The sequence below is a fragment of the Glaciihabitans sp. GrIS 2.15 genome (genome assembly GCF_035984695.1).
Lineage (GTDB): Bacteria > Actinomycetota > Actinomycetes > Actinomycetales > Microbacteriaceae > Lacisediminihabitans.
The window spans coordinates 123,845-145,274 of record NZ_JAXCHU010000007.1 but is presented as its reverse complement, the minus strand read 5'-3'; the positions used below and the strand labels follow the sequence as shown (position 1 = coordinate 145,274).

At 63.4% G+C, this 21,430-nt stretch carries 11 protein-coding genes; all 11 read left to right on the top strand.

Annotated features, from left to right (window positions below; genetic code table 11):
• Positions 1-12 precede the first annotated feature (12 nt).
• The 11 genes from RCH11_RS11620 to RCH11_RS11570 all read left to right on the top strand — a co-directional run bounded on the left by RCH11_RS11620 (position 13) and on the right by RCH11_RS11570 (position 21,413).
• Positions 13-6,087 (top strand): Ig-like domain-containing protein, encoded by a 6,075-nt coding sequence (locus RCH11_RS11620; RefSeq protein WP_327057171.1) that lies wholly within the window; start codon positions 13-15, stop codon positions 6,085-6,087.
• 33 nt (positions 6,088-6,120) lie between these two features.
• Positions 6,121-7,095 carry an AAA family ATPase gene (locus tag RCH11_RS11615; protein ID WP_327057170.1) on the top strand — a complete coding sequence of 325 codons (975 nt, stop codon included), beginning with the start codon at positions 6,121-6,123 and terminating at the stop codon, positions 7,093-7,095.
• A complete protein-coding gene (locus RCH11_RS11610; RefSeq protein ID WP_327057169.1) occupies positions 7,092-8,408 on the top strand; it encodes a DUF58 domain-containing protein in 1,317 nt (438 codons plus the stop codon). The genes RCH11_RS11615 and RCH11_RS11610 overlap by 4 nt, the downstream gene beginning before the upstream one ends.
• Complete coding sequence (locus RCH11_RS11605) at positions 8,408-10,765, top strand: DUF3488 and transglutaminase-like domain-containing protein (RefSeq protein ID WP_327057168.1); 2,358 nt, start codon at positions 8,408-8,410, stop codon at positions 10,763-10,765. The genes RCH11_RS11610 and RCH11_RS11605 overlap by 1 nt, the downstream gene beginning before the upstream one ends.
• Positions 10,762-11,994: an RDD family protein gene (locus RCH11_RS11600; RefSeq protein ID WP_327057167.1), complete on the top strand. Its 1,233-nt coding sequence runs from the start codon at positions 10,762-10,764 to the stop codon at positions 11,992-11,994. The genes RCH11_RS11605 and RCH11_RS11600 overlap by 4 nt, the downstream gene beginning before the upstream one ends.
• A complete protein-coding gene (locus RCH11_RS11595) occupies positions 11,991-12,836 on the top strand; it encodes a PP2C family protein-serine/threonine phosphatase (RefSeq protein ID WP_327057166.1) in 846 nt (281 codons plus the stop codon). Before RCH11_RS11600 ends, RCH11_RS11595 begins: the two co-directional genes overlap by 4 nt.
• Before the next feature lies 1 nt (position 12,837).
• Positions 12,838-14,229 carry an FHA domain-containing protein gene (locus RCH11_RS11590; protein ID WP_327057165.1) on the top strand — a complete coding sequence of 464 codons (1,392 nt, stop codon included), beginning with the start codon at positions 12,838-12,840 and terminating at the stop codon, positions 14,227-14,229.
• Entirely contained in the window at positions 14,226-15,794 is a 1,569-nt protein-coding gene (locus tag RCH11_RS11585; RefSeq protein ID WP_327057164.1) for a serine/threonine-protein kinase, read from the top strand. Before RCH11_RS11590 ends, RCH11_RS11585 begins: the two co-directional genes overlap by 4 nt.
• A complete protein-coding gene (locus RCH11_RS11580) occupies positions 15,791-16,543 on the top strand; it encodes a hypothetical protein (RefSeq protein WP_327057163.1) in 753 nt (250 codons plus the stop codon). Before RCH11_RS11585 ends, RCH11_RS11580 begins: the two co-directional genes overlap by 4 nt.
• Positions 16,544-16,583: 40 nt before the next feature.
• Positions 16,584-21,026 (top strand): FtsK/SpoIIIE domain-containing protein, encoded by a 4,443-nt coding sequence (locus RCH11_RS11575; RefSeq protein WP_327057162.1) that lies wholly within the window; start codon positions 16,584-16,586, stop codon positions 21,024-21,026.
• Between the two features lie 120 nt (positions 21,027-21,146).
• A complete protein-coding gene (locus tag RCH11_RS11570; RefSeq protein WP_327057161.1) occupies positions 21,147-21,413 on the top strand; it encodes a hypothetical protein in 267 nt (88 codons plus the stop codon).
• The last annotated feature ends 17 nt before the right edge of the window (positions 21,414-21,430 follow it).

Here is a 21,430-nt window from a genome sequence, read left to right as displayed (position 1 = left end):
GGAGACTGCTGCGTGACATTCTTAGCCCGCCTCGGTCCGGCGAAACGCGCGGCTTTCTCATTTGCAGGCATTGTCGCTGTCGTATCGACAGTCATGGCAGCGGCCATTATGTACCAGGGGTTCACCTCCACCCAAGTCGCGTTGAACGACGGCGGGGTGTGGGTGGTCAACTCGAAACAGTTGATGCTCGGTCACCTTAACTTCCCTTCTCAAACCTTGGATTCCGGTCTGAAGTCCAAAACGAGCGACTTCACGGTGCTTCAACACGGCGGCACTGTCCTGCTCCATGATGAGACCAACTCGACCCTCGCGACGGTGAATCCGGCCTCCGTGACCGTGAATCTGAATGCCGCCAGGCTGCCGGCGGGCGCGCAGGTTGCGCTCGGCGCGACCACAGTCGCAGTCGTTTCCTCCGGATCGGGGAAGGTCTGGGTCTCAGCGGCAGGATCAGTCGATAACTTCAGCCAGTCTTCGAAGACCGCTCTCGACTTGGGAAGGGGCGGAGTCGCCACTGTCGGGATCGATGGCACCGTCTATGGAGCATCGCCGACAAAGGGCAAACTTTACTCAGTCCGCGTGGACTCCAGCGGATCGGTGACCTCCACAACCGAAACTGTCCTCCCCGGTGTCGGCCCGAGCGCGACACTGACCATCACAGCAGTCGGCAACCAGCCCGTTGTTCTCGACAGCACCACGAATCACCTCATCACTACGCAGGGAAGCCCTGTCAGAGTTGCGGCGCAGAGCGTGCTGCAGCAAAGCGGTCCGGCAAGCGACCGTGTCCTTGTCGCCACACCCACATCTTTGATCGAGCAACCTCTCGCCGGCGGGACACCCACTGGGAAATCCGCTGGAGCCAGCGGAACGCCGGCTGCCCCGGTGTTCCTCAACGGTTGCGCGTATGCAGCGTGGGCGGGTTCCGGCCGATACCTGAGGGACTGTGTCGGAACGGCTAATGGTATTGCCGCCACCGTCATCGCGGGGGCGACAGCCGCTTCCGCCTTCGTCTTTCGGGTGAATCGTGACGTTGTCGTCCTCAACGACATCACCGGCGGCAACGTCTGGATGCTGGACAAGAGCAACAACCTCGTTCGTAACTGGCAGGACATCGAGCCCGCTACCGACCTGAGTCAGAACAACTCAGACAAGAGCAATCCGAACACCACGCCTCCGGACCGCAGCCAGTCCAACCGCCCGCCGATCGCCCAGGATGACTCCTTCGGCGTCAGAGCCGGTCGGACCACGATTCTGCCGGTGCTTGACAACGACAGCGATCCCGACGGGGACGTTATGACCGCCGCTCTGGAGGGGCCGAATCCCTCTGTCGGGACGATCGCCGCCATCAACGACGGTGCACAGCTTCAACTCACCGCTGCGCCGGACGCCAGCGGAACGGCAACATTCAAGTACACCGTCTCCGACGGACGCGGAGGCGAAGCGCAGGCGACAGTCACCCTCACCGTCAGCCCGGCCGGGAGCAACAAACCTCCCGTCGAACGGCGCGTCGCGACGGTCCTCGTCGAGCAGGGGGCCACCGTCACCTACAATGTCCTGCCGGACTGGAACGACCCCGACGGGGACGTCCAATTCCTCAAGGGCGCGACCGCAACGGGCGGTGACCAGGTCCGGTTCACTGCAGACGGCACCATCACGTTCGCTGCTCTCAGTCAAAACACCGGCCTCGTGTCGGTCCCGATTTCGGTGTCGGACGGCATCGCCAGCACGACGGGTACCGTCAACTTCGACGTCCGGCCAGCGGGCAGCCTCAAACCGCAACCCAATGCCGACCACGTCACAACCAAGGTGGGCCAACTGGTGACCGTCTCTCCGCTGCTGAACGACGTCAGTCCCAGTGGTTTGCCCCTTCGCCTCGCGCAAGTATCCTCGGCGGTCGGGGCGCAGATCGTCCCGGATACCGCCGCGGGCACTTTCAGCTTCCTATCCACCGTCGCCCAGACCTACTACCTCACCTATATCGTGACGGACGGCCCGAACCAGGCAACCGGTCTCGTGCGCATCGACGTGGCGACCTCTGCTCCAGACAATTCGCCGCCGGTCGCCGTTCGCGACATCGTGTACGTTCCATCCGGCGGAAATGCGGTCGTCGATGTACTTGCCAACGACTCCGATCCGGCCGGCGGTGTCCTCGTCGTGCAATCGATCCAAAACCCTGCCGCATCCGGTGTTGCGGTCGTGGTCCTCCAGCACCGACTCCTCCGCGTGTCCGATCAGGCCGGAATCGGCGCGCCAACAATGTTTACGTATACCGTCTCTGACGGAACAAAGTCAGCAACAGCCGACGTCGAAGTCATCCCCGTACCGACCCCGCGAACAGACCAACCCCCCGTGGCAGCCCCGGACTCGGTGACAGTGCGCGCAAACGACTACGTCACCATCCCCGTGTTGGCTAACGACAGCCACGCTGCCGGGACGACGCTTTCTCTCGCACCGAGTCTCGCCGAACCACTTGACGTCCCATCGTCGGGCACCCTGTTCGTGTCGGGCAACGATCTGCGCTTCCAAGCAGGGCCGGCCACGAAGGCGACCACCGTGCACGCCACCTATGTCGCAGTGGACAACCTCGGACGTAGCTCCGCCGCTCAAGTCACCATCAACATCCTCCCGGCCACGCTCACCCGGAATGACCCGCCGCAACCACTGAGCGTGACCGCGCGGGCACTGGCCGGAACGACCGTGCGGATCCCTATTCCGCTTGACGGAATCGACCCCAACGGCGACTCCGTCACCCTTATTGGGCAAGCCACCGCACCGACTAAAGGACGGATCGTTACTGTCGGGCAAACCTGGCTCGACTACCTGGCCTACCCCACCTCTTTCGGCACGGACACCTTCACCTACCAAGTCGCCGACCATCTCGGTGCGACCGCCGTCGGCCAGATCATGGTCGGCATCGCCCCCGCAAACGCACAAAACCAGCCCCCTGTTGCCGTGAACGACACCCTCATCATGCGACCCGAACGCCCCGTCTTCGTCGACGTTCTCGCCAACGACAGCGACCCCGACGGTGACCCCCTGACTCTCGTCCCCGGTGGACTGACCGTCCCGGCTGGGATCACCGCAACGATCTCCGACGGAGGAATCCTCGTCGCGGCATCCCAGAGCACTTCGCAGAAGGTCATCCAATACACCGTCAGCGACTCTCACGGGTCGGAAGCGGTCGGCACGCTGAGAGTCACCGTCGACCCGAACGCCCCACTGCTCCCACCGATCGCGCAAGATGACGTCGTGTCGTGGTCCCAGGCCGCCGGAAAGCAGCACGTGGACGTAGCAGTCCTCACCAACGACTCCGACCCGAACGGAACCGCCAGCGACCTGTCGGTGTCGCTTTCGGGACCCAGCGCCGCGAACGCGCAAGTCATCGGGAAGACCGTCCGAGTAACCCTCGAAAAAATACCGCAGGAGATCCTCTACACCGATACCGACGGTGACGGCCTCAAAACGTCCGCGTTCATCCTCGTTCCCGGGCTGAGCGATCAATCCCCATCGCTGAAAGCCGATGCGCCCGCTGTCAGTGTCAAAAGCGGGCAACCGATAACGCTCAATCTGGGACAGTTTGTGATTGTGGCGCCAGGCAAGTCGCCACGAATCACCACGGTTGCGAATGTGACCGCCGTGCACTCCAACGGGAGCCCTCTGGTCAAGGACCAGAGCACTCTCGTGTACACCTCAGCGGCCAGCTACGTCGGACCCGATTCGCTCAGTGTCGAAGTGACCGACGGAACCGGTCCGGATGACCCCCACGCCCACAAGGCGGTCATCGTCATCCCCGTAACGGTTGTTCCCGCGACGATCGTCGCCCCGACGATGCTTGGAAGCATCATCACGGTGTCGCCTGGTGAGACCGCATCGAGCATCGATCTGCAGAAACTCACCACCGATTCAAACCCGGGCCGACTGTCGAAAGTGACGTACAAACTCCTCTCCCCAGCACCGGCATGGCTGACCACTCTCACTATCAAAGGCCACGTTCTGTCAATCGCGGCGGCCCCCGCTGCCGGAAAGGGCTCCACGGCGTCGCTTCAGGTTCAAGCCACAGATGGAACGGCGACGCCGGCGACCGCAACGATCACCGTGAACGTCGCGTCGTCCTCTCGGCCACTACCGGTAGCCGTGAACCTGACCAATCCTGATGCAGTGCAAAATCAGACCTACACATTCGAGGTGATCGCTCCCGCCTTCAACCCGTTCCCCTCGAAGCAGCTGCGCCTGTTGGATGTGCACGTTGCCTCCGGAACCGGAATAGCCTCAGCGGTCGGCGGAACGCAGGTGAAGGTAACTACCGGCGGAACCTTCTTCGGAACGCTCATTGTGTCGTACCGAATCGGTGACGCCACGAACGATCCGAACCGGGAGGTCACCGGCAACATCACCCTCACCGTGGCGGGGAAGCCGTCAGCGCCGCTCACTCCCGCCGTTCAATCCGTCTCGGACCAGACAGTCGTACTGACATGGGCCGCGCCTTCTGAGAACGGCAGCCCGATCACCGGATACACCGTCCACGCCGCAGGATTCCAGCAGAAGTGCGTCTCCACATCGTGCACGCTGACCGGGCTCACTAACAACACCACCTATGGCTTCACCGTGGTGGCAACGAACAAAGTGGGCGACTCGCCTGCATCCCCCTCTTCTGCGCCGGCTCGCCCCGATGCCGTCCCTGATACCCCCGCAGCCCCCGCTCTCGCCTTCGGGGATGGTTCGCTGTCTATCTCCTGGGTGGCGCCGCAAACTCACGGCTCAGCCCTGCAGTCCTACACACTCCAAATCTCTCCCGCGCCAGCCTCGGGAGGACAGAAGAGCGGGCTGACCGGAAACTCCTACACCTGGACCGGGCTGACAAACGGCACGAGCTACACGGTGCAGGTTGAAGCGTTCAGCCTCGCGCCGAGCCCCTCCCCCTGGAGTGCTCCGTCGGCGGCAATGGTTCCCGCCGGCGTACCTTCGGCTCCTGGGACGCCATCCGTGTCAAAGGTGCCATCGGTAGGGTCCCAGGCCCAACTCGCCGTCTCCTGGAGCGCGCCAACGGACAATGGCGCGCCAATCTCCGCCTACACGCTCAACGAAACGCAAAACGGCACAACCATAGCAATCCCTGTTGCCGGTGGTCAGACCTCTCAGACCGTAACTGTCGCTGTGTCGGCATCCAGCTACACGTTCTCGGTAATCGCCGTCAACAAGGCGGGAAACTCCTCGCCCAGCCCCACGTCGGCAGCATTGCGCGCGGTCAACGCACCGGGGGCGCCGGGCTCGGTTTCCGCAACGGCGGGAAACAACGCTGTGACACTTACCTACACCGCCGCGGACCCCAACGGGGCAAGTCCGAGTGAACTCAGCTATGAGTACAGCGTGAATGGCACCGCGTGGCGGAACGATTGGGTCTCGGGTGGATCCGGAACTTCTGGAGTGATCGGCAACGGCCAAGTGAACAACAACGGCAACTACACGATAAGCGTGAGGGCCACGTCGACTATCGGCGGCGCGGGGCCTTCATCCGCGCCGAGCGGATCGGTCGCACCGTTCGGTCCCCCGAACCAGCCCGGGGCCGGGGCCACCGGCGGCGGCGCGCAAGTGAACCTGCAATGGGGTCCGCCGGCACCGAACGGGAGAGCAATCGTGTCTCTTGACATCAGTGTCGACGGAGGGGCCTACCAAGCAGTCGGGGTGTCCAGCGGAAACGAAAACGTCGGGACATACAGCCAGACGCACTCCATTACTGTGCGAGCAACGGACGCGGCCGGGCAAACAAGCACAAATAGCGCATCCGCCACCTCAGGCCCCGCCCCAGTAACGAGCTGGTCGATACCGGTAGACACAACTCGAACGTGTGCCCAAGATCAATTGGTCACCACGAGGTACTCCTCTTCCGGGCCTTCCTGCGCTGCTCCAGGCCAATGGATTGCGGGCAATACGGTCATCACCACAACCTGCTTCGCGGATTCGAGCACCATCTCGACCAACGGTAACTACCGCTTCTACTGGATCCCGAACATGGGACTGTACGTGTCGCAGATCACGATGCTGAAACCGAACGACACGTCCACACCGAGCGGGATGCCCCGATGTCCTTAGCTGATTCCCCACGGCAATAAGAAGAGAGCCACTATGACGATGACACCTGAACAAGCGATCTGGTTCGCCGACAGCTTCAGCCGGTTGGCCGACAACGTCAGCAAGGCAGTCCTCGGCAAGACCGAGGTCGTACGCCTGGCGCTGACCACCATGCTCGCCGAAGGGCACCTCCTGCTCGAGGACGCACCGGGGACAGGCAAGACCTCCCTGGCGAAAGCGATTGCGGCGACGGTGCAAGGAACCCATAACCGCATCCAGTTCACCCCCGATCTTCTGCCGTCGGACGTCACCGGAATCACCATCTACGACCAGAAAGCGGGCAAGTTCGAATTCCATCGAGGGCCGGTCTTCGCGTCGATCGTGCTCGCCGATGAAATCAACCGGGCGTCGCCGAAGACTCAGTCGGCGCTTCTGGAGGTGATGGAAGAGTCGCGCGTGACCGTTGACGGCGTGGGTCACGAGGTGGGGAGGCCGTTCTTGGTCATCGCAACCCAGAACCCCATTGAGCAGGCGGGTACTTACAAACTCCCCGAGGCGCAACTCGACCGGTTCATGATGAAGACGTCGATCGGCTACCCCGACCTGGTGGCAGCAGAGCAGATCCTCGCGGGAGTCTCCGACCGTAATCCCTCTGCCAGCCTCAGCGCCGTGATCACGACGACCGCGGTCGCGGACATGGCGACGCTCGGTGCCAGCGTCCATGTTGATAATGCCATCCTGCGCTACGTCGCGCAGCTTGCGGAGGACACGCGCAATGCACCCGAGACGCGTTTGGGCGTTTCAGTGAGAGGGTCGATGTCGCTGATCCGAGCGGCGAAAGTATGGGCGGCAGCGCAAGGACGCAATTTTGTGCTCCCGGACGACATCAAACAATTGGCCGCACCGGTCTGGCTCCACCGATTCGTGCTCGACGCCGAGGCGGAGTTCGCCGGCGCCACCCCCGAGAAGATTCTCGCGCGTGTCCTGGCGGATGTGGCTGCACCGCAATCCCGTCAGCCTGCGGCATGAGCACAACCGAAACCGCATCCTGGAGCCCCGCGAAACTACTCCATGGAGTCGCGCGCAGTCGTCCCGCCATCGGTACTCGCCTCAGCCAGGCGACGGGTGCCATCAAAATAGCGACGGGCGCGATTCGACGACCGTTCGTTGTCATTGTGCGGGTAGTGGCGCCCTTCGTCCGCATCGCGAGCGGGTTCGGCTGGGCCCTGATCGGACTCACCGTCGCCGCTTGGGCGGTCGGCCTGACGATGGGGTGGGTCGAGCTGACGGTCATCGCCTCAGTGACCACGGTGACTCTTGCCGCCGCGGTCCTCTTCATCTTCGGTCGTTCGGCGTACAAGATCGACCTCGATTTGGCGAATACCCGGATCGTCGTCGGTCAACGCGCGGTCGGACGCATCGAGGTGCGAAACGCATCAACCCGGTCGTTGCTACCCGCCCGGCTTGAGTTGCCTGTCGGATCAGCCTTCGCAGCGTTCCGACTGCCGGTGCTCACACCGGATGCTGTGCACGAAGACTTGTTCACCATTCCGACAAACCGACGCGCTGTGCTTATCGTTGGGCCGGTTCGATCTGTGCGCGACGACCCGTTCGGGCTGTTGCGACGCCAAGTGGTCTGGACGGAGCCCGCGCCGCTGTATGTCCACCCGCGGACGGTCAATCTTGATGGGTCCTCCTCCGGGTTCCTCCGCGACATCGAGGGACTCCCGACCAAAGACCTCTCACCCAGCGATGTGTCCTTCCATGCGCTGCGGGAATACGCCGCCGGGGATGATCCCCGGAATATCCACTGGAAGACGACAGCCCGCACTGGCAAGATGATGATCCGTCAGTTCGAGGAAACCCGCCGATCCCATCTCGCGCTCACGCTGTCCACATCGCTTTCCGACTATCTCGATCCGGAGGAATTCGAACTTGCGGTCGCCGCCTGCGGATCCCTCGGTCTGCAGGCCCTCAAGGAGGAGAAGCAGCTCAGCGTTCTCGTGCACGGTGGCTCGCTCCATGCTGGGACCAGCAGGCGTCTCCTCGACGAACTCTCCGGCGTCAGCCGGCAAGAGCAGCGGCAGAGCATCATCAACCTGGCGATGAGTGCGGCCCGCGACGCCCCAGACGCGTCGGTCGTGGTTCTCATCTTCGGCAGCCAGGTGACCGCGGCGGAGATGCGTCAGTCGGCGAATAAACTTCCGCTCGGTGCCAGCGTCATCGCGCTCGTCTGCCATCCCGGCGCATCCCTGAGCCGCAAAGCCATCGGTGATCTCGTCGTTTTGACGATCGGGTCGATCGACACTCTCCCCCTGGCGATGCGACGGGTGGCCAGCTGATGATGTCAGACACCGGCTCCCGGCCTGCGCTTGCAATCGGTGCGGACCTGAGCGCAATGGCGCTTCTGATCGGCGCTGGAGTGATCGGGTTCGGACCGCTTTACGGCGGGAACGGATACCTCATCGCCGGCTTCGGAGGGCTCATTCTTGGGCTGGGCCTTGGGTGGCTCGGTGCGCGCTTCAGGTTCGGAATGCTTACTCTGAGTGCTGCGACAGTGGCCGCCTATCTCCTTTTCGGTTCTGCCCTTGCGGTACCGATGAATGCCATCGGGCATGTCCTGCCGAGTCTCGCTAGCCTGCAGTCCCTCCTCCTCGGCACAGTGCAGACCTGGAAGCAGGTCCTTACCGTCTCACCTCCTGTCGGGGCGATCCCCGGAACATTGATTCTGCCGTTCCTTGCGGCATTGGTCTGCTCTGTGACGGCGGCGAGCCTGGCACTTCGGCTGCGGCGACCCGGGTGGGCGATTCTTCCGGCGGGTGCCGTTCTCGTAGTCGCTATAACATTCGGAACCGGGGAGAGCTCATTCCCTCTTGTTCAGGGAGTGGTCTTCGCGGTTGTCGCTGTCTGCTGGTTCGCTTGGCGCCGGGCGTCGCATTACACCGGGCAATTCGGTTCGGATGCCGACCAAACCGGCGAGGCGAGTGCCCACCGGAGTCTGCGTGCACGCCGCGCCGCCGCCGCTGCCGGGGTGGTGGTTGCCGCGGTGGTCACCGCGGTTCTGATGCAGTCGATCGTGGCGCCCGCCGATGCCCGGCAGATACTCCGCACTGCCGTGGTACCCCCGGTCGACATCCAGAACTACCCGAGTCCGCTGCAGTCCTACCGAAAGTTCGTGAAGGCCGGCGTCGACCCCAAGAATGTCTTCTTCAGCGTCAGCGGACTTCGTGAAGGCACCCGCATTCGGCTGGCCACCCTCGACTCCTATGACGGCAATGTCTACTCGGTGGCCGCCGACGGGGGGTCCGGCGCGGGGAGCTTCTCCACCGTCACCGGCGGTGTCACTGCGCCCGCCGATCCCTACTTGACCGGCACCGGCCAAGGCACCGCGGAGACCATCACCGTCACAGTCGGATCCCTCCCTGGGGTATGGGTGCCCGACATCGGCTATCCCACATTCCTCAGCTTCGCAGGCAAGCGGGCGCGACAGCTCACTGCCGGGCTCAACTACAACGCGACAACGGGGGTGGCGATCAGCACAACCGGACTGCAGCCGGGAGACCGCTACACCGTGCGCACCATCGTCCCTGCGGCGACCGAGGCTTCCGCCCGGGACACTGTCGCCAACGTGACGCTCCCGCAGAATCAGTCAGTGCCCGATGCGGTGGGCGCGTTCGCGGCGGCTGCGACCGGTTCCGCGCAGACTCCGTCGGCGCGCCTGAGTGCGCTTAGCACCGCCCTGACGAAGAAGGGCTTTTTCAGCCACGGGCTCAGCGGTGACTTCACCAGCCTTCCTGGCCATGGTGGCCAACGACTGACGAGGTTTCTGGGCGGCACCCAGATCGTTGGCGACGACGAACAATACGCGGTTGCCATGTCACTGATGGCGAACCAGCTCGGGATCCCGGCCAGGGTCGTCATGGGGTTCTATCCGAAGACCTATGCCCCGGATCGGTCGGTCGCGATCACCGGTGCCGACCTGCACGCCTGGGTTGAGGTGGACTTCAACAAGCTGGGCTGGGTGGCGTTCAACTCGACACCGGATCAGAACAAGAAGCCTGACCAGCAGATCGTGAAATCGCAAACCGACCCGCGAGCGCAAGTGCTCCAACCGCCGCCCGCGCCACCTGTTGCCGTGTCGGCACCGAACGATCCTGCGACCCGCGGCGGGAAGTCGACCAAGATCACCACCTCAACCATCGACACCGTCCTGGCCGCGCTCCGCATCGGCGGGAGCGGCCTCGGTATCCTGCTAATCCTTCTCGGGCCAGCCTTGCTGATCGCCCTCCTGAAGGCACGTCGGCGCCGTCAGCGCGCGGGGGCCGCCCGCGGTGCCGACCGTCTGAGCGGAGGGTGGGATGAAATTGTTGATGTTGCCCTGGACCTCGGAACGCCTCTCGTCGCTGGTCGAACTCGGCTGGAAGGTGCGTTGGCTCTTGCCGAACGCTATCCATCAGCCAGCATCATGCCGGTCGCCGCAATCGCGGATACCGGCGTATTCGGGCCGGTCGAACCAAGCGCCGAGGATACCGCTGCGTTCTGGACGCAGGTAGACCTGCTCGTCAAGGAGATGCACGGATCCGCCAGCCGGTTTCGTCGTCTGAAAGCACGCCTATCAATTGTCACGTTCACCGCCCGGAGAAGGGAAGCCACTGCAATGAGGCAGAAGAAGAAAAACGGCAAGAGGCGGTCACAATGACTGTTGTTCCGGCAAGCTATGGTGCGCGAGTCGGTGCTTACCTAATCGATGGGATTGTTCCCCTCGTGCTTTTTATACCAAGTCTCATCGCCTTCATCTCCGCCACCTCGATGCTCACCAGCGGCAACTATGAAGGAGCGATTTCGGCGTCACAGGCCGGGACGGCATTGCAGTGGATCGCCGTTGTTCTGACCCTTCTCTTCGGCCTCGCCCAGTACCGCGCCGAAGCGAACACGGGTATGACTCTGGGTAAACGTGCCGTTGGTCTCCGAACGGTGCGGGCCGACACGCTCGGACCGGTCGGTTTCGGTCGGGTTCTCGGCCGCTACTCTATAATCGCGCTCGGCGGTCTCCTGCTCATCGGCCAGTATGTGGTGCTGCTCTCACCTCTGTGGGACTCCGAGAAACGCAACCGCGGCTGGCATGACAAAGCATCGAACACGTGGGTACTCGACGTGAAGAACGGACCGAACCCGCTGCTCGCGGCTATTGCGGATCACGAGTCGATTGCGGATCACGAGCCCATCGTGGAAACCTCCGCCCGAGGTATCGTGACCGTTGGCATGCCCTCTGCCATGACAGCCGCCGCCGCCGAATACCAGCTTCGCCCGGAGAGCACCTCCGAGCTGGAGAGACAACCAGCACCGACTTCTCTCCCCGAAGTGCAGAAAGAACCCCTCCTCGAATCGAAGTTGAGGGAGTCCGCCAGCGCCGGCGCGGGCCTGATCGCCGGGGTTCCCGGCTTCACTACTGCAACACCGGTTGCACCCATGCCAACGGCACTAATGGCACCTCAGTCGCCCCTCGCCCTGTTACCAGTGACCTTGACAGTCGACAACTACGAGGATGACGAGGGAGATCGAACTCGGACTGCAACCGGAGCAGAGTTGCGTCCGCGTGGCGCGGTCCTGCGACTCGACAGTGGAGAGGAATTTCCTATTTCCGGCACCACTCTTCTTGGCCGCAACCCGGCCCGCGACCTCGGCGAGGAACACGTCGGGTTAGTTTCGATCGCCGACACAACGCGGATGCTATCCAAGACTCACGCTGAGATCGGTATTGACGGGCTGAGGCTGTGGGTATCCGACCGCAATTCGACCAATGGCACTCGAGTGCGTCGCCTCGACAGCAGCGAGCAGCCGGTGTCTTCCGCCGAACGCGTCTACTTCGCGCCCGGGGAGATGGTCGTCATTGGCGATCGGACCCTCGAAGTGCGGTGGCAGGAATGAGTCAGGACCAGGCAGTGCCCGCGAGCATCCGACTCGCGTGGGGTGCCTCAACCGACCGAGGGCGACGGCGCACCACCAACGAGGACTCATTTCTGGCGGACCATCCCCTGTTCCTGGTGGCTGACGGGATGGGCGGCCACGAGGCAGGTGAAGTGGCCAGTGCCGCCGCGATCAGCGCATTTCTTCCCCTCGTCGGCAACCCGACCCTCTCGGTCGATGAGGTCCGCGAGGCACTCTCCGCCGCAAAATCGACAGTCTTCGCCATCGCCGACGCTCTCGGATCCGGCGCAGCAGGAACGACACTCACCGGTGTGGCCGTCACAGAGCAAGGCGGGAGCCCCTACTGGATCGTCATCAACCTGGGCGATTCGCGAACCTACATGCTGACGGACGGAGTTCTCGAACAGGTCAGTGTCGACCACTCCCTCGTGCAGGAACTTATCGAATCCGGGGAACTGGAACAATCACATGCGGGCGTCGATCCCCGTCGAAACGTGATCACTCGAGCAATCGGCGCAGGCAATCAGGGTGAGGCGGACTTCTGGCTCATCCCCGCCAATACGGGCGAGCGGATCCTGATCTGCTCTGATGGCCTCACCGGTGAACTCGACGATGCAGCAATCACCATGGTGCTGCTCGAAGAGACCGGTGCCCAAGATGCTGCGAACCGGCTGGTACACGAAGCACTCCTGCACGGCGGGCGGGACAACGTTACGGTACTCGTCGTCGACGTCCTCGGCACCGCGACTGGAGAAAGCGACCCGGAAACGGCCAAGACCGCTGTCGGTGACGACTACTCGGACGACACCTACCCGCGCGAGCAACTCCTGGCCGGAGGCTGAGATGACTGGAGCCGAATATGTATCCGGCGATTGGCATGGGGTCGTGACCTCGAGCGCAGTCGCCCTCCTTCCCGAAAAGATCGCGCCCGGCCTCTCCGCCAGGGTGTGGGCCACCCTTGAGAAGGGCGCCGGTTTCTCCGGTCTTCTGGACGTGCTGACGGAGACGTACGGCACGAGCCTGTCGTCTTTTCCTTCCTTCGCCATCGTCGCCTTCGACGAGGATGAGGCACGCATTGCCGTCCGCGGACCTCTGACCGTCGAGGTGATCGAATCTGACGGCACCGCATCGCAGAGCATCGGAGGCGACAGGGTGACGACTTGGAATGAGAGCGTGGTCGTCGCCCCCCGCTCGATCACCCTCATCGTGAAGGGGGTCACCGCCTCCGCTGAACCTCTCATGATCAGCAGCGGGGTGGTGCGGTGCTGGCGAATCGACACGGCGTTCGCCGACGCGACGCCGAACGCCGAACGGACGTCGAATGCAGAGTCGGACCGTTCCGCCAGCCGGGCGGCGACAGCGGTGTCCGTGAGACCACCAGAGGCAACCATCGAGAATGCGGAAGAGACGGCCATCCCCGACAACGGAATGGCGGTCCCGGGCGAGGAGGAGACACTCGCTGACCCCCTTGACTTCGAACCTTCCACCGACGAGTCGCCCTCCAGCAACTATGACGATCTGTGGGGCGCAACCATCGCCACTTCCGTCGAGTCGGCGGCCGTCCGCCCCTCAGCGGAAGACGACGTACCCGACGCCGCAACCCCGGCATCGGCTCGGCAGTCAGCATCTGTCGTCTCTCCCCCAATATTGCCGGTCGCAACCTTGCCGGTCACGCGCGCTGTAGCAGCAGAACAGGCACCGCTTGCGGAAACGATGATCTCCGGCGTTCCGGCCTTCGGGGTCCCGTCCGCGGCAGCCCCCGCTTCGGTATCCCAGCCGCATCCCACCGAACACAACGACCATGACGGCGAAACGATTTCCGTCGCCCAACTGCAACGCATGCAGACAACTGCGGTGCACGCGGCCACCCCCGTAGCGCCGACCGGAGTGAAACCGGCCGGCAAGATCATCCTCTCCACCGGCGATGAGGCGATCCTCGACCGGACCGTCATCATCGGCCGGCGACCGCGAGCCACTCGGGTACCCGGAAATCAGATGCCTCACCTGCTGGCTGTCCCCAGTCCCCTACAAGACATCTCGCGCAGCCACGTCGAGATCCGCGTCGAAGGGTCCCACATTCTCGCCCAGGACCTCGACACCACCAACGGCACAATTCTCCGCCGCGTTGACGAACCACCTATCCGCCTCCATCCCGGGGAGGTCACAATGATCGCGAATCACGACGTGCTCGACCTCGGTGAAGGAATCACTGTCACTTTCTCAGGTCTGTCATGAGCCCGAAACGCGCCCCGTCCGCACCGCCGCAAATCACCGGGTTCACTCATCTCCAACTGCTGGGCTCCGGAGGATTCGCGGACGTCTTCCTCTACCAGCAGGCGATGCCGCGCCGTCAAGTCGCCGTCAAGGTGCTCCTCCCTGACCAGATCAGCGAAACCTCGCTCGTCGCCTTCCACGCCGAAGCCGACCTGATGGCATCCCTCTCCACCCACCCGTCGATCGTCACCATCTACCAAGCCGACGTCTCCACCGATGGCCGGCCCTACCTGGTGATGGAGTACTGCTCCAAACCCAACCTCGAAGCTCGGTACAAACGCGAGAGACTCAGCGTCGCTGAAGTATTACGGATCGGGATTCAAGTCGCGGGGGCTGTAGAAACCGCCCATCGGGCAGGAATCCTTCACCGCGACATCAAACCCGCCAACATCCTCGTCACCCAATACAACCGACCTGCCCTCACGGACTTCGGAATCTCCGCCACCATGGAATCGGCCAACTCAGAACAATCCGGGGGGATGTCGATCCCCTGGTCGCCTCCCGAATCTTTCACCGGCGCCTCAAGCGACCACCGATCAGACGTGTACGCGTTGGCGGCGACCATCTACACGTTGCTCGCCGGTCGCAGCCCGTTCTCGTTCCCGGGGGCCACCAACTCCAGCATGGACTTGATCAGCCGCATCCAGTCCACGCCGGTGCCGGCGCTGGGAAGACCAGATGTTCCGCCATCGATTGAACATGTGCTGGCCAGCGCCATGTCGAAGAAGCTGAACGATCGGTACACCTCTGCCATGGAATTCGGGCGGGAGCTGCAACGGCTGCAGATGGAATTCAGCATGTCGGTGACCCCGATCGATGTTCTCGATGACGCTATCCCCGACGAGACCGAAGTCGACGAGGACGACGGTCGCACCCGCATCCGCAGCATCGTCAGCATCGAACAACCCGCCCAGAAGCTAACGGCACACGCACCAACGCCCGCCATCGCCCCGGTTCCAGTGCCGGACGACAACCTTGTGGACTCCACCATCAGACGGGTTGCGCCCTTCCAACTCCCGGTGCCCGGGGTCGAGCCCGCCGAGAGCACGATCAGGCGCGACCCCGTGCCGCCCTCCGACGTTGCACTCCCGCCGACGCCCGCGCCCAAACGAGGCAAGCTCGTCGGGATCGTGACGGCGGTCGTTCTCGTGGTCGCGCTGGCCGGCGGAGGGGTCATCGTCGCCACTAGCGGCGCGACGAGTTCACCGCCTGCAGACAACACCCGCAATCCTGCTCCGGTTGACCCGCTGGGCTCCACGGCAACGGTCCCCTCCCCCAAACAGCTTGTCGGAACCGTCACGGCCGGAGGAATCGTATTCAGCTGGAAAGATCCGACACCCCAGACGGGCGACAGTTACATCTACCAGAACGTAAGCGACCCCACGAAGTCGACAAGCCAGGTTCCTGCCTCCCAGTCGACAGTGACCGTGGCAGCAGACCCAACTGGACGCACCTGTATCTCCGTGTGGCTGCTTCGCGCGGACGGAAATCAATCGGCCACCCCCGCAACCGGGTGCGCCCCATGACACTCACAATGAACACCGAACCCGGACCACCGCCTCGCTCCACAGTGTCCGTCGAATTCTGCGGTGAATGGTGCACCGTCGACCCCGACCGGGTTTTCGATGTCGGCCGCGGCGCCGACCTCAACATCGATGACAACCCGTTCCTGCACCGCCACTTTCTCCAGGTCCTCTCCGCCGACGGCCTCTGGTGGCTCCGCAACGTCGGCACCCGTCTCCCCGCAACAGTCACCGACGGTGACGGTCGCATGCAGGCATGGCTCGCGCCCGGCGCACGCCTCCCCCTCGTCTTCAGCATGACCAGCGTGATCTTCACCGCCGGTCCCACCACATACGAGTTCAACATCCACCTGACCGAACCCCCATTCATCGACGCCATCCCCTTCGTCGGAGATGCCGGGGTGACCACAGTCGGCCCGATCGCTCTCACCGCCGCGCAGCACCTCCTCATCCTGGCGCTGGCCGAGCCGATGCTCCGGCGAGAAGGAACAGGCATCAGCGACCTCCCCACATCAGTGCAGGCCGCACGACGTATCGGCTGGGCCCAAACCCGCTTCAACCGGAAGCTCGACAATGTGTGCGACAAGCTCGACAAAGCCGGAGTCAACGGGCTCCGCGGAGGCATCAGCGCCTACGCGACCAACCGGCGCGCCAGGCTCGTGGAATATGCCGTTTCCGCACGCCTGGTCACCAAAGCGGACCTGCGACTGCTCGATATGGCGCTCGCAAACGACCGGGAGGCCGACGAATGAGCACCCCACCACCACCCACTAACGACGGAGATCACTGCTCGTGAAAATCAAAATCACGATGCGCCGCGCCACTGGTGTGACAGTCAACCTGGCGCTCACCGCTGACGGTACGGCCCAGGTCGCCGACATCGCCAAGTCGCTGTACCTGGCCGATCCTGGACGCAATGGCAGCGAAGACGCCCCCGCTCTGACGGTGCGGATTGTTGAAGCGGAAGGGGCGGGGTCGTCGGCTATCCGCACCCTTGACCCAGAAGCGACTCTGCTCGAATCGGGTCTGAGGCCCGGTTCAGTAATCGAACTCTCCGCCGTGAGCCAACAGTTCCCCGGTCGTGACCGGGGGCCCGCTGCCGCAACCCTCAAAGTGCTTTCCGGTCCCGACGCCGGACGCGAGTTCTCCCTACCGTTCGGCTCGAGCACGATCGGTCGAGACCGAGACGTCGACGTCCGCCTGAACGACGCCCTCGTTTCGAAACGGCACGCCCGCGTCAACATCGGCGAAACAGTCGAAATTGTGGATACCAACTCCGCCAATGGCCTGTTGATCGGCGGTCGAGTCACATCGCGAGCGACGCTCGCCTCCACGGATCTGCTCGAAATCGGGGATACGTCGCTCTGCATCATCCCCATGCAACACTCCGCGACCGCCGCCGCCAGCAGCCCGGTCGTCGAGTTCATTCGCTCGCCGCGCGTCGTCCCCCGCTACCCCGGAAGCCAATATCCCGCACCGGAGCCACCGAAGCACCCACAGAGCAGTCGGTTCCCGATCCTCGCCGTCATCGCCCCACTGATCATGGGGGTCGTGCTTTTCGCTTTCACGCGGCAGGCTCTCAGCCTGGTCTTCATCGCCCTGAGCCCGATCCTCATGATCGGCACCTACGTGGACAACCGGGTTACGAACCGTCGCCTCGCCCGCGTGGCCGTGGCGCAGTTCCTCGCCTCGCTTGCCGCGACCCGCACCGTGTTGGAGGATGCCCAGAACCAGGAGCGAACGGTGCGGCTCCAGGAATACCCGTCCGTGGCCGACACACTCGGGGCCCTGCACCGGCTCGGCCCACTGATGTGGACGCACCGACCAGAAGACACCGGATTTCTCACCGCCCGACTCGGCCTCGGCACCACACCTTCCCGGAATGTCGTCATTCTCCCCACTTCGAACGACACCATGCCCGAACACTGGGCGAAAATCAGCGATCTCGCCCACGAGTTCTCCACCATCGACGGTGTTCCCATCGAAGCGGACTTCCGCATCGCAGGAACGCTCGGCGTTGCGGGACCGCGGGACCTGCTCGCTGGAGTCGCTCGCGGCATCGTGCTCCAGCTGATCGGGCTTCACTCACCTGCAGAACTCGTCATTGCGGCGATTGTCTCGCCCGCCAGCCGCCAGAACTGGGACTGGCTCGAATGGTTGCCCCACACCGGATCGCCCCACAGCCCGCTCACCGGCGATCACCTCGCAGACAACCCGGGCGGTGGACTCTCGCTGATCTCCAGCCTCGAAGCTCTTGTCGACCAGCGACTGACGGACGGGATCACGCCGCGCGGCGGATACGATGCCGGCGACCCCCCAACCCGACGCGAACCAGTTATCCCTGGTGTCGTCGTCATCGTCGAATCCGATGCCCCGGTCGACAGAGGACGACTCACCCGCCTCTCCGAGCGTGGAGCCGACGCGAACGTCCACGTCTTCTGGTGCGCCCCGGTCCTTGAACAACTCCCGAATGTCTGCCGCACCTTCCTCGTCCTTGAGTCGACAGGAGGACATTCTGTGGTCGGCCAGGTGCGTATCGGCGGAATGTCGTACCCCGTCGCCTGCGAGAGTATTGACGGAACAGTCGCCCTGCAGATCGCCCGATCGCTGACTCCTGTTATCGACGTCGGAGTTCCGGTCGATGACGACTCCGATCTTCCTCAATCCGTCTCTTATGTTTCGCTGGCCGGACCGGAACTCGCCGAACATTCCGATGCCATCGTCGACCGTTGGCGTGAAAACAATTCGCTTACCGTGCGAGACGGAACGCCGCCGCTCCGCCGAAAGAAGGAAGGCAACCTCCGCGCCCTCGTCGGGCACGCCGGAACCGAACCGTTCTACCTTGACATCCGAAGCCAAGGTCCCCACGCTCTGGTCGGCGGAACGACAGGTGCCGGCAAATCCGAGTTCTTACAAGCATGGGTACTCGGAATGGCTGCCGCCCACAGCCCCGATCGACTCACCTTCTTGTTCGTCGACTACAAAGGCGGCGCAGCGTTCGCCGACTGCGTCGACCTTCCCCACACCGTTGGACTGGTGACCGACCTCTCCCCTCACCTTGTTCGCCGGGCATTGACCTCGCTCAGGGCAGAGCTGCGTTACCGCGAACACCTCCTCAACCGCAAGAAAGCGAAGGACCTCGCCTCGCTGGAAAAAACCGGTGACCCCGACACCCCACCGAGCCTGCTCATCGTCGTCGACGAATTCGCCGCACTCGTGCAGGAGGTCCCGGAATTTGTCGACGGGGTGGTCGACGTCGCCCAACGCGGACGATCACTGGGCCTGCATCTCATCCTCGCCACCCAACGACCCGCCGGTGTGATCAAAGACAATCTCCGGGCCAACACCAACCTCCGAATCGCCCTGCGGATGGCCGACGAGGACGACTCCACCGACATCCTCGGCGTCCCGCTCGCGGCTCATTTCGATCCATCCATTCCGGGCCGCGGAGCTGCCAAAACTGGCCCGGGGCGGATAGCCAGCTTCCAAACCGGTTACGCCGGGGGGTGGACGACCGGAGAGCCGCCCCGACCCCGGATCGACATTGCGGAACTGAACTTCGGATCCGGCTCGACCTGGGAGGTGCCGAACACCGAAGTGGAACAGCTCGGCGACCCCGGACCCAACGATATCGCCCGAATGGTCTCCACCATTCGAGGTGCAGCAACCCAGGCGAACGTCCCATCGCCCCGCAAACCCTGGCTGGACGAGCTCGCGTCTGTCTACGACTTCTCGAAACTGCCGAACCCGCGAACGGACGAACGACTTCTTCTCGGAGTCGTCGACAGCCCGTCGTCACAATCCCAGCCAACGGCCTTCTACGAGCCCGACAAAGACGGCAACATGGCCATCTACGGCACCGGAGGTTCCGGCAAGAGCGGCACGCTCCGATCTATCGCCGTCGCCGCGGCGATCACACCGCGCGGAGGCCCAACCCACGTCTACGGGCTGGACTTCGGCGCCAGCGGACTTCGGATGCTCGAAGAACTGCCCCACGTCGGCGCCATCATCTCCGGCGATGACGACGAGCGAGTCGTGCGGCTTCTCAGGATGCTGCGGGACATCGTGGATGAGCGGTCCGTGCGCTATGCCGCGATCCGTGCTGGTTCGATTGTCGACTATCGACGACTCGCCGATGCACCGGGCGAACCGCGTATCCTCCTGCTGGTCGACGGTATCGGAGCCTTTCGCGAGGCATACGAATTTGCGGGCTCATCTCCTTGGTTCAACGTCTTCACCCAGATTGCAGCCGATGGCCGACAGGTCGGCGTGCACATCGTCATTGCAGCCGATCGACCCAACGCCGTGCCGACATCAATCAGCTCGACTATCCAGCGCCGCCTTGTGCTTCGCCTCGCCTCAGAAGACGACTATCTGCTCACCGGCGCACCCACCGACGTCCTGTCCCCCACCTCCCCACCAGGACGCGGGATCCTCGAGGACAGCGAAGTCCAAATCGCGGTCCTCGGTGGAAGCTCGAACGTGGCCATCCAAGCCCGCGAAGTCCATCAACTCGCCGAGGCGATGCGTCGACAGGGAGTGGCGTCAGCCGCACCAATTGGGAAACTGCCCGAGACCATCGACTTGGCCACGCTCGGCTCGCTCGGCAGCGACCGCGTCGTGATCGGAGTCGACGACGAACACCTGACACCGATCGGCATCAAGGCGCGCGGGGCATTCATGATCGCAGGTCCACCCGGAAGCGGACGCACCTCCGCATTGGCAACCCTTGCTCAATCCATACGACGGACTCATCCCGAGATTGTTCTCATCCACTTCTCGGAACGCGCCACGAGTCTCGGGCGACTGGGCGGCTGGCAGTTCTCGGCAGCCGGTATCGATGCCGTATCCACCCTCGCGCAGAAGCTTCTCGCTCAATTCGAAGAGAGTCCGCCGGCGCCAGGATCGTACGCGATCCTGATCGAAGGTGTCACGGATTTCACTGGAACTGCGGCAGAAAATGACATCGACAGGCTGATCAGACTCGCGATTCGCGATGACCAGTTCGTTGCGGGCGAATCAGAAACCTCCACCTGGTCGCAGGCCTGGACTCTTGCTCAGCCCTTCAAGGCCGGCCGCTGCGGGCTTCTTCTGGTTCCTGGTGATCTTGACGGCGACACGCTCCTCGGGACAAGTACCGGTCGCACCCGCAGAGCCGACTTCCCGCCAGGTCGGGGTTTCCTTGTCACTCAGGGGCGGGCCGACAAGCTGCAAGTCGCCGAAGGGAAGTTCTGATGGTGAATTCGCCCCATCGACCAAACCACGGGTACGGCAATACGTTCAACACGTGGGATACCACGCACACGATCTCCGCTTCCGGACAGTCCGGAACGGGAAACACAAAAGGAGAACACCATGGCCGTTTGGGGTCTTGACGTAGAGCAGGTTCAGACACTGAGTAAGCAGTTGAACCAGGAATCACAGAACATCCAGCAGATCCTTAAGACGCTGACCGGAGCGCTGAACGGCACTCAGTGGTCCGGCCCGGACGCGTCTGCTTTCCGTAACGACTGGTCGGGCAGCCACACCGCCGCACTGAACAATGTCGCCAATGCCCTTCAGCAGGCCTCGGCCGCCGCAGCAAAGAACGCCTCCGACCAGGCATCGGTTTCCAACTCATAAATACCCGATGCGCGGCG